Origin of the sequence: Streptomyces sp. HP-A2021 (genome assembly GCF_022807935.1) — a bacterium.
GTDB classification, from domain to species: Bacteria; Actinomycetota; Actinomycetes; order Streptomycetales; family Streptomycetaceae; genus Streptomyces; species Streptomyces afghaniensis.
Genome location: NZ_CP094344.1, coordinates 213,348 through 226,068, shown reverse-complemented (window position 1 = coordinate 226,068; position 12,721 = coordinate 213,348). Strand labels below are relative to the sequence as shown.

The 12,721-nt window shown below is 73.1% G+C and carries 11 protein-coding genes; 3 read left to right on the top strand and 8 right to left on the bottom strand.

Translation table 11 applies throughout. The features are described 5' to 3' along the window. Positions 1–41: 41 nt before the first annotated feature. Entirely contained in the window at positions 42–863 is an 822-nt protein-coding gene (locus tag MQE23_RS01105; protein WP_279345109.1) for a chitosanase, read from the bottom strand. Between the two features lie 216 nt (positions 864–1,079). On the opposite strand from MQE23_RS01105, the gene MQE23_RS01100 reads away from it, so the two are divergent. Continuing rightward, complete coding sequence (locus MQE23_RS01100; RefSeq protein WP_086565867.1) at positions 1,080–1,262, top strand: hypothetical protein; 183 nt, start codon at positions 1,080–1,082, stop codon at positions 1,260–1,262. Between the two features lie 13 nt (positions 1,263–1,275). Here the strand turns inward: MQE23_RS01100 and MQE23_RS01095 are convergent, their stop codons facing one another. Further along, the gene (locus MQE23_RS01095; RefSeq protein ID WP_243377885.1) at positions 1,276–2,004 is read right to left on the bottom strand and encodes an ankyrin repeat domain-containing protein; all 729 of its coding nucleotides are present in this window, start codon (positions 2,002–2,004) and stop codon (positions 1,276–1,278) included. A 206-nt stretch (positions 2,005–2,210) separates the two neighbouring features. Here MQE23_RS01095 and MQE23_RS01090 point away from each other — a divergent pair, with 206 nt between their 5' ends. Next, complete coding sequence (locus MQE23_RS01090; RefSeq protein WP_243377884.1) at positions 2,211–4,346, top strand: SpoIIE family protein phosphatase; 2,136 nt, start codon at positions 2,211–2,213, stop codon at positions 4,344–4,346. An 18-nt stretch (positions 4,347–4,364) separates the two neighbouring features. Here the strand turns inward: MQE23_RS01090 and MQE23_RS01085 are convergent, their stop codons facing one another. Both MQE23_RS01085 and MQE23_RS01080 read right to left on the bottom strand, forming a co-directional pair. Beyond that, complete coding sequence (locus tag MQE23_RS01085; protein WP_037666253.1) at positions 4,365–5,057, bottom strand: GAF and ANTAR domain-containing protein; 693 nt, start codon at positions 5,055–5,057, stop codon at positions 4,365–4,367. A gap of 88 nt (positions 5,058–5,145) precedes the next feature. Continuing rightward, the gene (locus MQE23_RS01080) at positions 5,146–7,707 is read right to left on the bottom strand and encodes a SpoIIE family protein phosphatase (protein ID WP_243377883.1); all 2,562 of its coding nucleotides are present in this window, start codon (positions 7,705–7,707) and stop codon (positions 5,146–5,148) included. A gap of 148 nt (positions 7,708–7,855) precedes the next feature. Between MQE23_RS01080 and MQE23_RS01075 the strand changes: the two genes are divergently transcribed. Further along, positions 7,856–8,443, top strand: a complete 588-nt coding sequence (locus MQE23_RS01075; RefSeq protein ID WP_051185467.1) for a hypothetical protein — start codon at positions 7,856–7,858, stop codon at positions 8,441–8,443. Between the two features lie 48 nt (positions 8,444–8,491). Here the strand turns inward: MQE23_RS01075 and MQE23_RS01070 are convergent, their stop codons facing one another. The 4 genes from MQE23_RS01070 to MQE23_RS01055 form a co-directional block, all read right to left on the bottom strand. After that, entirely contained in the window at positions 8,492–9,595 is a 1,104-nt protein-coding gene (locus tag MQE23_RS01070) for a GNAT family N-acetyltransferase (protein ID WP_243382421.1), read from the bottom strand. 719 nt (positions 9,596–10,314) lie between these two features. After that, entirely contained in the window at positions 10,315–11,004 is a 690-nt protein-coding gene (locus MQE23_RS01065; RefSeq protein WP_243377882.1) for a hypothetical protein, read from the bottom strand. 70 nt (positions 11,005–11,074) lie between these two features. Then, positions 11,075–12,133 (bottom strand): LLM class flavin-dependent oxidoreductase, encoded by a 1,059-nt coding sequence (locus MQE23_RS01060; RefSeq protein WP_020269905.1) that lies wholly within the window; start codon positions 12,131–12,133, stop codon positions 11,075–11,077. Beyond that, positions 12,133–12,639 (bottom strand): SRPBCC family protein, encoded by a 507-nt coding sequence (locus MQE23_RS01055; protein WP_020269904.1) that lies wholly within the window; start codon positions 12,637–12,639, stop codon positions 12,133–12,135. Before MQE23_RS01055 ends, MQE23_RS01060 begins: the two co-directional genes overlap by 1 nt. Positions 12,640–12,721 lie beyond the last annotated feature (82 nt).

Here is a 12,721-nt window from a genome sequence, read left to right as displayed (position 1 = left end):
GTGCCTGCTTGCTGGGCCAATCCCCGCCCGGGCCGCGGTCGTCAGCCGATGTGGTAGCTGTCGCCGTAGACCTTCCAGTCCAGCGGCGGGTCGAGGTCGAGGTTGCGCTCGCGCAGGAAGACACGCTGCGCCGTGTCGACCCTGCTGGTGTCGCTGTGCGCCTCCTCCTGCTTCATGGCCCACACGCGTGCGTCCAGGAAGGCGTCGAGATAGGTCACCTCGTCACCGCCCCACGCCGGTGGGTTCGCCGTGCGCAGCGCCCGCTGGCGGATGCTGCGGAAGCTCAGGGGGTCGTCGCCGTCGCCGTGCATGACGATGGCGTCGTAGTACGCGAACTGGCCCAGCACCCGCAGCCCGTCCGCCTTCCCCTGCCGGACCGCCGGGCCGAAGTACACCCGGTCGCGCTCGTCGTCCTGGGCCCGCCGGAACCCGGCGTCGCGGGCCGCCCTGCGCCAGTCGCCGGGGAAGCCGGGGTCGAGCCCGTCGTGCGAGTCGGAACCGTCGACCCTGCGCAGCGCCGGCAGGTACTTCGCCAGGACGTTGCCGGGTCTGCGGTCGGTGTACAGCTCGACGAGGTCGAGCATGTCGCCGGTGCCGGAGCAGAATCCGATGATGCCGGCGGTGTAGCCGCGGCCGTCGCCGATGTCCTCGATGTACTGGTACTGCGCCTTCCAGTCGAGCGAGGAATTCTCCGCGCTCGACACGAGCTGCATGGCGATCTCCTTCTTCGCCGGGTCGTCGAGCCCGGCCGCACGGACGGACGCCGTGGCGTGCGAGGGCCTCAGGAACGGGGCGGCGGCGAGGGTCGCGCCGAACAGCGCCAGAAGGGTGCGGCGCGCTGCCGGAGTTGACGGGTGTCTCACGGGGCCTCCAAGCAGGGTGGGGGGTTGGAAGAGCTGGCCGTGCAGAACTAATAGGAAGGTTTCCTATCATCGGCGGCATGCAAGGGAAACAGCCGAGCGGAAAGTTCGTAGGGTCGAACAAGCGACCCCGCGGGAACCATGAGCCCGCCTCGTACGTCAACTCTTTGCCCAGGGAGGCCGATCGGTCGGAAGAGACCGCCGGAGAGGGGAATCGCCGTGGACGACGCGACGTCGCAGCGGAGCAGCGAGGCGGAGGCCGCAGCACGCCAGGCCCGGTTCGGGACACTGCCGGAGCCGGTGCGCCTTGAGGACACGGTCGAGGAACGGGCCGCCAGCACGCCCGACCCGGCGCGCACCGCGTACAACCAGGACGAGTGGCTCGTGCGCTACTGCTTGTGAGACAACGCGGACGCTACGAGCGGCTGCGCGCACCCAGGCCGCGCAGCCACCGCACGACGCCGTCGGCGTCCTGGGCCCGGGCGATGTCGAGCGGGGTCCGGTCGTCGTAGCCGCACCAGTCGATGTCGGCGCCGTGCCGGTGGAGGTACTGCGCGGTGGGCAGGTGACCGCCGTGGCAGGCGCCCCAGAAGGCGCTGGTGATCTCGTCGGGAGCAGGCGGCTCGTCGGCCTCGACGTACGCCCGGACCCGGTCCAGCAGTCCGAGCGTGGCGGCGTCCTGGAGCGTGGTGCGGGCACCGTGCTCGACCAGCCGGTGCGCGGCACGCCACTGGCCGAAGGCCCGGGCGTCGGCGAGCGGTGTGCCGCCGGCGATCACCGCTCCGGGCGCCTCGACGTCGGCCCCGGCGGCGATGAGCGCGTCCAGGACCGGCACGTCGTTGTTGCTGGCCGCCCAGTGGAGCGGTGTCTCCTCGTGCGCACCGCCGAAGCGGGCGTTGGGATCGGCCCCGGCGGTGACCAGGGCGGCGATCACCTCGGGGCCATGCGGGTAGTGACCGGGCCAGTCGGTCGCGATGTGCAGCAGACTGCGCGTGCCCTTGCCGTCCTCCCCGTGCTCGGTGATACGGAAGGTGGCCAGACCGGGATGCTCGGCGAGCAGGTGCCTGAGCCCGGGCAGATCGCCGCCCCGGATCGCTTCGGTGACGGCGACGGCCAGCGGTTCCTGCGATGTCAGCGTCTGCAAGGCCGGCCTCCCGGTCGCCGTCGAGGGCCTCCGATTCTGCCAGCACGGGACCCCGCCCGGCCACGCCCTTCACCACCGCCCGGCCATGCTTTCCGGCACCCGTCCGGCCCCGCCCTGCGGCACCACGCGTCCTTCCGCGGCCCGGCCCGATGACGTGCCCCCACGCCCCGCGGGGCGTAGCGTCCGGGTAAGACCGGGAGGGCACCATGCCCGGGAGCGACGAGCCGCCCGGGGGCGCCGGATCGCTGGACGACGCCCTGGGGGTGGCCCTGGCCGACATCGTGCGCGGTACCGGCGCCTCGATCGGCGGCCTCTACCTGATCGAGGAGGCGGAGCCGCTGCTGCGCCTGGTGGCGCTGTGCGGTCTGCCGGTGTCGTTCAGCGTCACGTGGCAGCGCCTGCCGCTGACGGCACCCGTCCCGGTCGTCGACGCGATCCGCGACGACACCCTGGTCTGCATCGGCAGCCAGGACGAGATGGCCCGCCGCTACCCGCGGGCCGCCGCCGTCCTGCCCTACCCGTTCGCCCTCGCCGCGGTCCCGCTGAGCGGTGTACGGCGCCGCTGGGGCGGCATCGTGCTGATGCGGCCCGCCGTGCGTCCACGCGGGGTCACGCCCCGCGAACGAGGCGACATCACCGCCGGCGCCCGCCGCATGGCCCGCCTCCTGGACGAGGCCTCCCGGCCGCCCACCCTGCCGGACCAGCCGCGCGTCGTCCCCATCGAGGCAGCGCACCACCCCGTGCAGACCGGCCTGGCCGCCGCCGACTACCTCGAACGCCTCCCGGAGGGTGCCCTCAACCTCGATCTGGAGGGCCGCATCACCTTCGCCTCCGCCACCGCCGCCCGCCTGCTCGGCCGCCGCGCCGACCGGCTGCTGGGCACCCGGCCCTGGCAGTCCCTGTCCTGGCTGGACGACCCCGTCCACGAGGACCAGTACCGCACTGCGGTCGTCAGCCGCGCCCCCGTGTCCTTCACCGCCCTCCGCCCGCCGGACCGGTGGCTGACCTTCGAGCTCTACCCCGGCACCAGCGGCATCAGCGTCCGCGTCGGCGCGAGGGGAGAACGGCCCGAGGCCCCTCCACAGCCCGCCGCCGCACGGCCCGCTGCTGCCGCACCGACCGGACGTCTCTACCAACTCGTGCACCTCGCCGCCGCGCTCACCGAGATTGTGACCGTGCGCGACCTCGTGTCGCTGATCGCCCACCAGATCCTGCCCGCCTTCGGCGCCCAGGGCCTCGTGCTGTCCGCCGCCGAGGCCGGCCGTCTGAAGATCACCGGCTACCACGGCTACCCGGCCGACGTCATCGAACGCCTCGACGCCCTGTCACTGGACACCGAACTCACCCCCGCCGGTCAGGTCCTCGCCAGCGGCGCCCCCGCCTTCTTCGCCGACCCGGCCGAGATGGCCGGCGCCTACCCCAGAGCGCCCCGGATCAGCGGCAAACAGGCCTGGGCGTTCCTCCCGCTGGTCATCTCAGGCCGGCCGGTGGGCTGCTGCATCCTGTCCTACGACCACCCGCACACCTTCACCGCGGACGAACGCGCCGTTCTCACCTCGCTGTCCGGCCTGATCGCCCAGGCCCTCGACCGCGCCCGCCTCTACGACGCCCAGCAGCGACTCGTCCACGAACTCCAACGCGCCCTGCTGCCCCGGGCCCTGCCGCACCTGCCCGGCCTCGACGTCGCCGCCCGCTATCTGCCCGCCGGCCACGGCATCGAGGTCGGCGGCGACTTCTTCGACGTCCTGCGCCTGGGCGACACGACCGCGGCCGCCGTCATCGGCGACGTCGAAGGCCACAGCATCGCCGCCGCCGCCCTCATGGGCCAGGTCCGCACCGCCATCCACGCCCACGCCACCGCCGGCGCCGCACCCGGCCAGGTCCTCGCCCGCACCAACCGGCTGCTGGCCGACCTCGACTCCGAACTGCTCGTCTCCTGCCTCTACGCCCACCTCGACCTGGCACACCACCGGGCGGCCTTCGCCAGCGCGGGCCACGTGCCCCCGCTGCTGCGCCCCGTCCGTGCCACCGCAGGCGTCCTCGACGTCGAACCGGGCCCGCTGCTGGGCATCGACACCGGCGCCGCCTACCCGGTCACCACCGCGCCCCTGCCGCCCGGCACCACCCTCGCCCTGTACACCGACGGCCTGGTCGAGCTCCCTGGCACCGACACGACCCGGACCACCTCCGACCTGGCCGGGCACCTGAACGCCCGCGACGGCCACGACCTGGAACGGCTCATCGACAGGCTCGTCCACCACACGACCCCCACCGGACAGCACGCCGACGACATCACGGTGCTCCTGCTGCGCACCGCCCACCCCGACGGCGGCCCGGCGTGAGGTGCCGTACCGCTCCGGTCAGGACTGGCCGGGGGCGTCGACGCGGACGTGCCGGGCGACGTCGCGCAGCTTGATGTTGTGGTGCTGGGAGATGCGCCGCAGCACGTCGAATGCCTCGTCCTCGCTCATCCGGTGGCGCTCCATGAGGATTCCCATGGCCTCTCCGATGGCGTGCCGGGTCTCCAGGGCGTGCTCGAGCTGGTCGACGGTGCGGGCGGTGGCCAGCGCGACGGCGGCATGGGAAGCGAGCAGCCAGCCCGCGGCCTCGATGTCCTGGCCGAAGGCCCCCGGCCGGCGCGAGTACAGGTTGAGCGCGCCGAACTCCTCCTCGCCGGTGTAGAGCAGCACACCGGTCATGCTGCCGATTCCGAGGTCGCGGGCCGCCTGGCAGAACCGCGGCCAAGACGGCTGCGGCTTCGTCATGTCGGCGATGCGGAACAGCCGCTCGCCGTCCACGCGCCGGGCCGCGTCGAAGCACGGTCCCTCGCCCAGCTCGCCCTGCAGCCGGTCGGACTCCTCGACCATGTCGCCGCACACGGAGAGCGTCACGGCCTTGCCCTTGGACACCGCCAGGATCCCGGCCGCGTCACAGCCTTCGACCAGCTTCACGGCGGCTGCCGAGATCTCGTCCAGCGTCGCCTGCACCGAATCCTGGGCCACCAGGTTCCGGGCGAGCATCGCCATCTCCTCGGCGTACTGCTGCCACTCCACCGCCACCACCGCCTCGCTCACCCGTCCAGCCCACCGTACCCCGCGCCCCGCCGCCCACACCGGTCGCGTGCGTCGGCGGCCCGGTCGCTCAGCGATACGCCGTCAGCAGCAGCGCCACGTCGTCGCGCCGCTCCCGGGCGCGGCGGGCCGTGCGCACCAGCCGGTCGGCGAGCTGCTCCACCGAGTCCGCCGGGGTGTCGGCGAGGCAGCGGCGGACCTCCTCGATGCCCGTCTCGATGTCGCTGCCGGGCTGCTCCACGAGCCCGTCGGTGTACAGGGCGAGGACACTGCCGGGAGCCAGCGTGAGCTCCGTGACGGGATAGACCGCGTCGAGCTGCACGCCCAGCATGACGCCGCCCACGAGATCCAGCATCTCCGCGTGCCCGTCGGGATGGCGCAGCAGCGGCGGAGGATGCCCGGCCCGCACGGCGAACGCACGCCCCGTACGCGGGTCCAGCTCGATGTAGCAGCAGGTGGCGCAGACGTCCGCATCCAGCTCGGCCAGGTGCCGGTTGGTGTGCGTGATGACCTCCTGCGGCGGCCGCTCGCTCGCGGCGAAGGCGTGCACCGCACTGCGCAACTGGCCCATCACCGCGGCGGCGCCGACACTGTGGCCCTCGACGTCCCCGATGACCAGGGCCACTCCGCGCCCCGTGGTGATCACGTCGTACCAGTCGCCGCCGATGGCCATGCCCTGGGTGCCGGGCAGATAGCGGCCGGTGGTGCGCAGCCCCTCGACGGCGGGCAGCCGGTGCGGCAGCAGCCCCTCCTGAAGACCGCGGGCGACGGCGGACTCGGCGTCGTAGAGCCGCGCCCGCTCCAGCGCCTGCGCGGCCAGCCCGCTCAGCGCGGTGAGCGCGGAACGCTCGTCCGGGGTGAACCGGCGCGGGGTGTCCCAGCCGAGGATGCACGAGCCGACGGGGTGCCCGGAGGCGATCAGCGGCAGGAACGACCAGGCGCTCATCCGGTCCAGGGTGATGCCCGGGTAGGCGCCGGAGAGGTCCTCGGGCGACTCGAAGAAGAGCGGCAGCCGTGTGGTCAGCGCGTGCACGCCGGGCAGCTGCGTGTCGAGGGTGACACCCTCGAACGGGGCGAGGAAGCCCTCCGGGTAGCCCGACTCCCACAGCAGGTACATCCGGCCCTCGCGGACCGTGTACAGGGCGAGCTCCCGGACACCGAAAGCGGGCAGCAGCTGTTCGGACACGGCCCGGCACACGTCCTCGACGGTGACCGCCTGGGTGAGCACGCTCGCCATCTGCACCACGTGGTACAGCGCCCCGGCCCGCGCCGCGGCCACCGGCCCGGGCGGCGGCGCCACGGCCCCCGGCACCGGACCGGCGGCGGACCCTGCCTCGCGCGCCGCCTCGGCCTCCGTGGGCGGCCCGGCCGGCCGGATCCGGCCCGTCAGCCCGTGCACATCCGGGTACAGCACGAAGCTCAGCCAGTTCCCGGCGGGATGCCGCACGAGGAACGACACCTGTTCCTGCGACAGCATCGCCGCCCGGTAGCGGTCCTCGTACGCCGGATCCCGGAGCCAGGTGATCACCTCCCACGGATAGCGGCCCAGGAGCGCCTCCCGGCCGCCGCCCAGCAGTTCCTCGCAGCGGTGGTTGGCGTACGTCACGCGGCCGTCCTGGTCCAGGGAGAAGACACCGTCGGGCAGCCGCTCCGCGGCCTCGGCCGCTCTGAGCCCGCTGACCGCGTCGACGAGGGCCCCCACCAGGATCCGGCCGGAACCGGCGCCGCCGCGCACGAGATGCCCCCACAGCTCGACGGGCCGGTAGCCGGCCTCCGCCTCGCCCGCGGTGTCGTCCCGCACCCGGAAGTGCCGGGACCTGACCCGGCCGAGCGTGAGCGCGTCGTGCCGGCACGCGCGCAGTTCGTGCAGGTCGTCGGGGCTGACCCGGGCCACGATCTCCGCCATCGTGCCGCCGAAGTCCGCCCGGCCGATGCCGAGGAGGGCGAGCGCCTCGTCGTCCGCCGTGCACCGGTCGCTGTCCAGGTCCCAGTCGATGATCCCGACCCGGACGGGATGGACGGCGGGCGTGGGCAGCCGCACGCCCACCGGTTCGCCGTCGTACTCGACCCGGTCCGCGGCCGATTCCGCGCCCGGCCGGCCGGCGGCGAGGCGGGTCAGTCGCTCCTCCATGGCCTGCCCGGCCGGGCGCAGCGCCGGTTCCACGGCCTCCGCCTCGATCGGCGACCGGGCGGCCGAGCGCAGGACGACCAGGACACCCACGGTCTCGCCGCCGGCCCGGACGGGCCGGTAGGCCGAGCCGAAGGAGTACGGCAGCCCGGCGGTGAAGTGCGGGAAGCGCACCATGGTGGCGCGCTCGTCCGGCAGCCACAGCGTCTCGTCGCGCCGGTAGGCCTCCGCCATGGGCAGCGCACCGCCCACCGGCACCCGCCACCAGGTCTTCAGCAGCGACCGGGGCACCCCGGTCACCATCGCGAGCACGAGCGAGCGCCGGTCGCGGGAGCGCAGGTAGACCAGTCCGCCGTAGCCCCCGAGGTCCCCTACGGCCTCGATCAGCGGAGCGGTCAGGGCATCCTCGATCCAGCCGGTGTCCCCGGTCCGGGCCCGGCCGTCACCACCGCTCCGGCCGTCGGGGGACCGCGGCCCGTCCGGTACGGCGGTTGACTCATCCATCTCGCGTCCTCCCGGTACGGACGCACCGGACGCCATCGCTCCCCACCAGGATGTGCCATGGTCGGCGGTCCGGCGCGGTGGGTGCAACCTTTCGGCCCGTCCGGACGTCTCACCCCATACCAGCAACACATGAGCCTCGGGGGCGGTAATGGTACGAATCAGAACAGCATGCGCGACTCTCGCGCTCGTGGGCGCCACGGTGGCCGTGGCAGCCGTCCCGGCCGGTGCCGCACCGGTCGCCGCCCGGGCCGCCACCCAGGCCACGGCCTGCCCGACCGGCTGGGGCAGCCTCCCCAAGACCGACACCAGTGGCACGATCGCGCCGGTGAAGGACATCCGGACCGGCCGTCACACCTGCTTCGACCGGATGGTCATCGACGTGCCCGGCGGGGGCACCGACGTCGGCTACTCGGTCCGCTACGTCGACCGGCTCTACCAGGACGGCTCGGGCCGGGAGATACCCGTGGCCGGCGGAGCCGTCCTCGAGGTCCGGGTCGCAGCGCCCGCCTACGACCCGGAGACCGGCGCCGCCACGTATCCCGGCCGGGTCTCGCGCCCGCTGCCGGGTGTGGACCTCACCGGCTACCGGACCTTCCGGGACACCCGGTTCGCCGGCAGCTTCGAGGGGGAGACCCAGATCGGGCTCGGCGTCCGCGCCCGGCTGCCCTTCCGGGTGCTGCAGCTGGACGGCCGCGTCATCGTCGATGTCGCCCACAACTGGACCGGCACGAGCTGACCCCGGCGCGCCCGGTTCCCCGGAGCCGGGCGCCCGGCCGGGCCGGTCTCAGTGACCGCGCAGCCGCCCCACCTCCTCCAGCGCCCGCGCCGCCGCGCCGGCCAGGCGCGGCCGGTTGCGGACGAAGCGACGGGCGGCCCGCGCGGGCTCCCGGCTCACCCAGTGAGCGGCCCCGCCCGGCACCGGCCGTACCACCACCCCCTCGTACACCGGCAGGTCACGGGTCTTGAGCGACTCCTTGTAACGGGCCGGACCGCTCCCCAGGTCGACCGTCCCGACGCCGTCGGCCGCCGCGGCCTGAAGCATCCTCAGCTGGAGCACGAGGCCGGGGGAGTACTTGGCGTAGGCGCGGTCGTACGCCGGGAACCACCAGGACAGCACCGTGCGCGAGCGCAGCCCGAAGTGCGCGGCCACGGGCCGGTCCGCCGCGTACAGCACGGACAGCACTCCACGGCACTCCGGTTCCTCGCTCTCTCCGAGCAGCCCCACCAGCCGGGTGATCCACTCCTGTGCGAACCGGTCGCGCCGGCCGGTCCGCCGGTACTGCGCCGACTTCCACTCCATCAGCGCCCGCAAGGCGCCCGGGTCCTTGGCGTCGTACGCGAACCGCACCTCGCCGACCTGCCGGGCCAGCCTGCGCTCCTTGGCCAGGGTCTGTCTGAGGAAGCCCGGCGACTTCGCGCGCAGTCGCTGCGTGTACCGCTCGAACCCCTCGCCGATGTCGACGACCGGGGACGCGAGTTCCTCGACCGCGTGCGGCACGAACACCCCCTGGCCGGCTTCGAGGTTGTCGAACTCCCAGGACGACAGCGCGCAGGACCGCAGTAACCTGCGGGCGTCGAGCCGGATCCCGGGGCGCAGCACGGCCCCCTGACTGTCGGACACGCCGAGCCCGATGGCCCTGCCCTGCCCCAAAGGTCCCCTCTCGTACGGGAAGAACCCGACCGGGGAACCGTCGTCCTGCAACACCGCCACTCTGGCCGCGGGCCTGACCTGCCCCACCGCCGTGGTGAACGCCGGGTCGAGAAAAGGATTCGCCGGGGCACCGGACTCCGTCCGAATCTCCCGCCACATCTTCTGGTCGGACGGGCTCAGTTCGTCCGGCTTGAGGATCAGAACACGCTTTCCGGGCAACTCCGCCTCCTGTGTCATCGGCATGGGGACACACGAAGGCCTGCACATCACCGCGTACCGGCACCAGGCAGTACTCGGGCCGCACGGTGCAGGCCCTTGTCGGTACTGCCGTCACTCAGCAGCGAAACGTCTGTAGCTCAGCGGCGTTCGGGGCGGTTGCGGCCACCCCTGGACGCCGGCCCGTTCCTACCGCTCGGACGTCCGTACCACCCCGGTCCACCATGGACGCGCCGGTCACCACGGCGCCCGCCCGGGCCGCTCCCGCCGTCCTCGGCGTCCGTGCCGCCGGCTTGCGGACCGACGGCTCCTCCTCGCACGGGCAGGGCTCCCCGGCGCCTTCGGCTCCGGGCCCTTCGGAGTCGGTGCCCGAAGCCGGCCCCGGCTCCATCGCGTCCACCGCCGCCGTGACCGCGGCCTCACCCGTGCGCCCGCCCGGGGCGAGTCCAGGGACGACGAGATGCAGCAACAGCAGGCAGGCCACCAGGCCCACCACAGCTGCCCATCGTCGCCGCACCATCAGACCCCTGACCTGCGTCTCGGCGGGGGAGGACGGAGCGGTCCGGCCCAAGGGGCCTGCGCCGGACCAGACCCCCGACACGGCCGGCTGCGTCTTCCAGTAGGCCGAGCGCATCCCGCCCCGTCAAGCCCTTGTGCGGCTATTCGCCCCACTCGGCCAATTGCTGCCGAATTCCAACGGAAAGCGCTGTCGGAAGTCGCCCGCTGCTCTGCGGCGCCGGTCAGCTGCCGCCCGGCAGGCTCAGGACCTCGCCCGCTTTCGGCGCCCGGATGCCGAGCGGTTCGTCGAAGTCGCTGAAGGAGGTGGTGGTGTGCTGTGCGGCGCTCTTGTAGACCGTTCTGAGCAGGTACGGCTTGCCCTCGGCCGCCACGTAGAAGGTGTAGGTCCCCGCCTTGTCCGCCTTGTCGGTCACCACCAACTTGACGGCCTTGGTGCCCTCGACGCGGGCGGAGCCGCCCTTGCGTGCCGTGCCGAACGAGTCGAAGGGCCGTTCGCAGGAGGCGAGACCGTCGCGGCCGGCGCCGGCCGGGTCCACCGGCGTCTTCACCCACAGCTTCTGCTCGCCGGTGAGGCCCGGATAGTTCTTCCACTTCTGCAAGTAGGCCCGGTTCGGCCGGACGTAGTCCGTCTTGCCGAGCCGGATCTGCTCCAGGGTGCCGCCCCGGGACCAGGTGGTCCTGGATCTGCACCGGCTGTCGAGGTCGGTCTCGAGACGGTTGGTGACCGAACCGCCGCTCGTCGTGCGGTTGGTGATGTCGACGGTGACCGAGTTCAGCTTCCGCATGGTCGCGTTGGCCTCGTCGAGTATGTCGCCGGCGGACTTCTCCTCGCCGGTGCCGCCGGTGCCGCACCCGGTCAGTGCGGCACCCGCCAGCAGGCATGCGAGCGCGGTCGTCGTCACGGTAGCCATGGCCCGCACGGAGCCCCCCTGTTGTTCATGTCGTCCGATGATCGGCAAGGGAGCCTACTGTCTGCCGTGTTCAGGGCGTGCCGTCGACCTCACGGACCAACTCGATCGCCCGGCCGAGGGTGTCGAGCCGGTCCTGAAGGGTCTCCCCGGCCGGGTAGAGACGGACCGTGTCCACCCCGGCGTCCCGCCAGACGCGCAGCCGCCGCCGCACCATCTCCTCCGTGCCGATGAGCGTGGTCGCCAGCACCATCTCGTCGGTGACCAGACCGGCGGCACCGTCCCGGTCACCCGCCTGCCAGCGCTCCCGCACCTCCGCCGCGACCTCGGCCCAGCCCTGCCGGCTGTAGGCCCGGTTGTAGAAGTTGGCCGACGCGGAGCCCATGCCGCCCAGGCTGAAGGCGAGTTCCTTCTTCCGGCCCGCGACCATGGCGCCCAGCGCCTCCTCGTCCGGCACGAACGCGACCTCGGCGCCCTGGCAGACGTCGAAGCCGGTACGGTCGCGGCCGACGGAGGCCAGCCCCTCGTCCAGCGGGGCGAAGTAGGCGTCCGCCGCGCCCTCCGGGACGAAGCTGGTGCCGAGCCAGCCGTCCGCGATCCGGCCGGTCAGCCGCAGCATGGCGGGCGACAGCGCGGCAAGGTAGACGGGCACGGCGTGCTCGGCCCGCATGGACAGGCGCATCGGCACCGCCTCCCCGCCGGGCAGCGGAATCCTGAACTCGGAGCCGGAGTAGGAGATCTTGCCGCCCGCGAGCACCTGCCGCACGATCTCCACCGTCTCGCGCACGCGCACCAGGGGACGGGCGAACGGCACCCCGTGCAGGCCCTCCATCACCTGCGGACCCGACGGGCCGAGACCGAGCAGGAAGCGCCCGCCGGACAGATTGGATAGGGTGATCGCGGTCTGGGCGAGCGCCACCGGTGTGCGCGTCCCGACCTGCATGACGGCGGAGCCCAGCAGCATCCGTTCCGTACGGGCCGCGTAGAAGCCCAGGGCGGACGGGGCGTCGGAGCCCCACGCCTCGGCCACCCAGCAGATGTCGAGCCCCAGCTTCTCGGCCTCGACGACGAAGTCGGCCTGCCGGGACCAGGAGCCGAGGCCCGATGCCTCGACGGTCGTCGCCGTCCGCATCAGGCCTCCGCCCACTGCCGGATGTGCTCCAGTGCGGAGGTCATGCCGCGCTCGAACTCCCGCAACCTCACGAACACGATCTTCTGCTCCTTCTCCGGCATGGCGTCGATCGCGAAGGAGAGCCCGGAGCGCCCGGGCCCCATCCGCATCCACTGCGACAGCTCGGTCCCGCCATTGCCGGGTGCGAGGCCGAACCGCCAGACGGCACTGGGCTCGTCCGGATCCCCGACCGCCCAGGAGAACACCCGGCCGGGCTCGCACGCGACGACCGTGGAAGTCGTCTCCCACTCGCCGAACGCCTCGTGCTTGTTCCGCCCGACGAACCGGGCCCCGACCGCGGGACCCGTGGCCCCGTCGACCCACCGCACCGACTGGAGCTCCTCGCTCATCTCGGGCATCCGCGTCACATCCGACACCAGCGCCCACACCCGCCCCGGCGGGGCGGCGATCCACGTACTCACCTCGACCGTCGGTCCGTCCGCGTACCGCGCGCCCGTCCACTCCATCGCGTGTCGGCCTCCTCGTCGACAGTAACTGTGGCAGGCAGCAGAGTTGCGTAATGAGACTCACCAGGTCAAGGGGGAGTGC

Coding starts and splice junctions, on each gene's coding strand:
- MQE23_RS01090 (WP_243377884.1), top strand. CDS start 2,211: ATGCCCGGGAGCGACGAGCCGCCCGGGGGCGCCGGATCGCTGGACGAC.
- MQE23_RS01080 (WP_243377883.1), bottom strand. CDS start 7,707: ATGGATGAGTCAACCGCCGTACCGGACGGGCCGCGGTCCCCCGACGGC.
- MQE23_RS01075 (WP_051185467.1), top strand. CDS start 7,856: ATGGTACGAATCAGAACAGCATGCGCGACTCTCGCGCTCGTGGGCGCC.
- MQE23_RS01070 (WP_243382421.1), bottom strand. CDS start 9,595: ATGACACAGGAGGCGGAGTTGCCCGGAAAGCGTGTTCTGATCCTCAAG.
- MQE23_RS01065 (WP_243377882.1), bottom strand. CDS start 11,004: ATGGCTACCGTGACGACGACCGCGCTCGCATGCCTGCTGGCGGGTGCC.
- MQE23_RS01060 (WP_020269905.1), bottom strand. CDS start 12,133: ATGCGGACGGCGACGACCGTCGAGGCATCGGGCCTCGGCTCCTGGTCC.
- MQE23_RS01055 (WP_020269904.1), bottom strand. CDS start 12,639: ATGGAGTGGACGGGCGCGCGGTACGCGGACGGACCGACGGTCGAGGTG.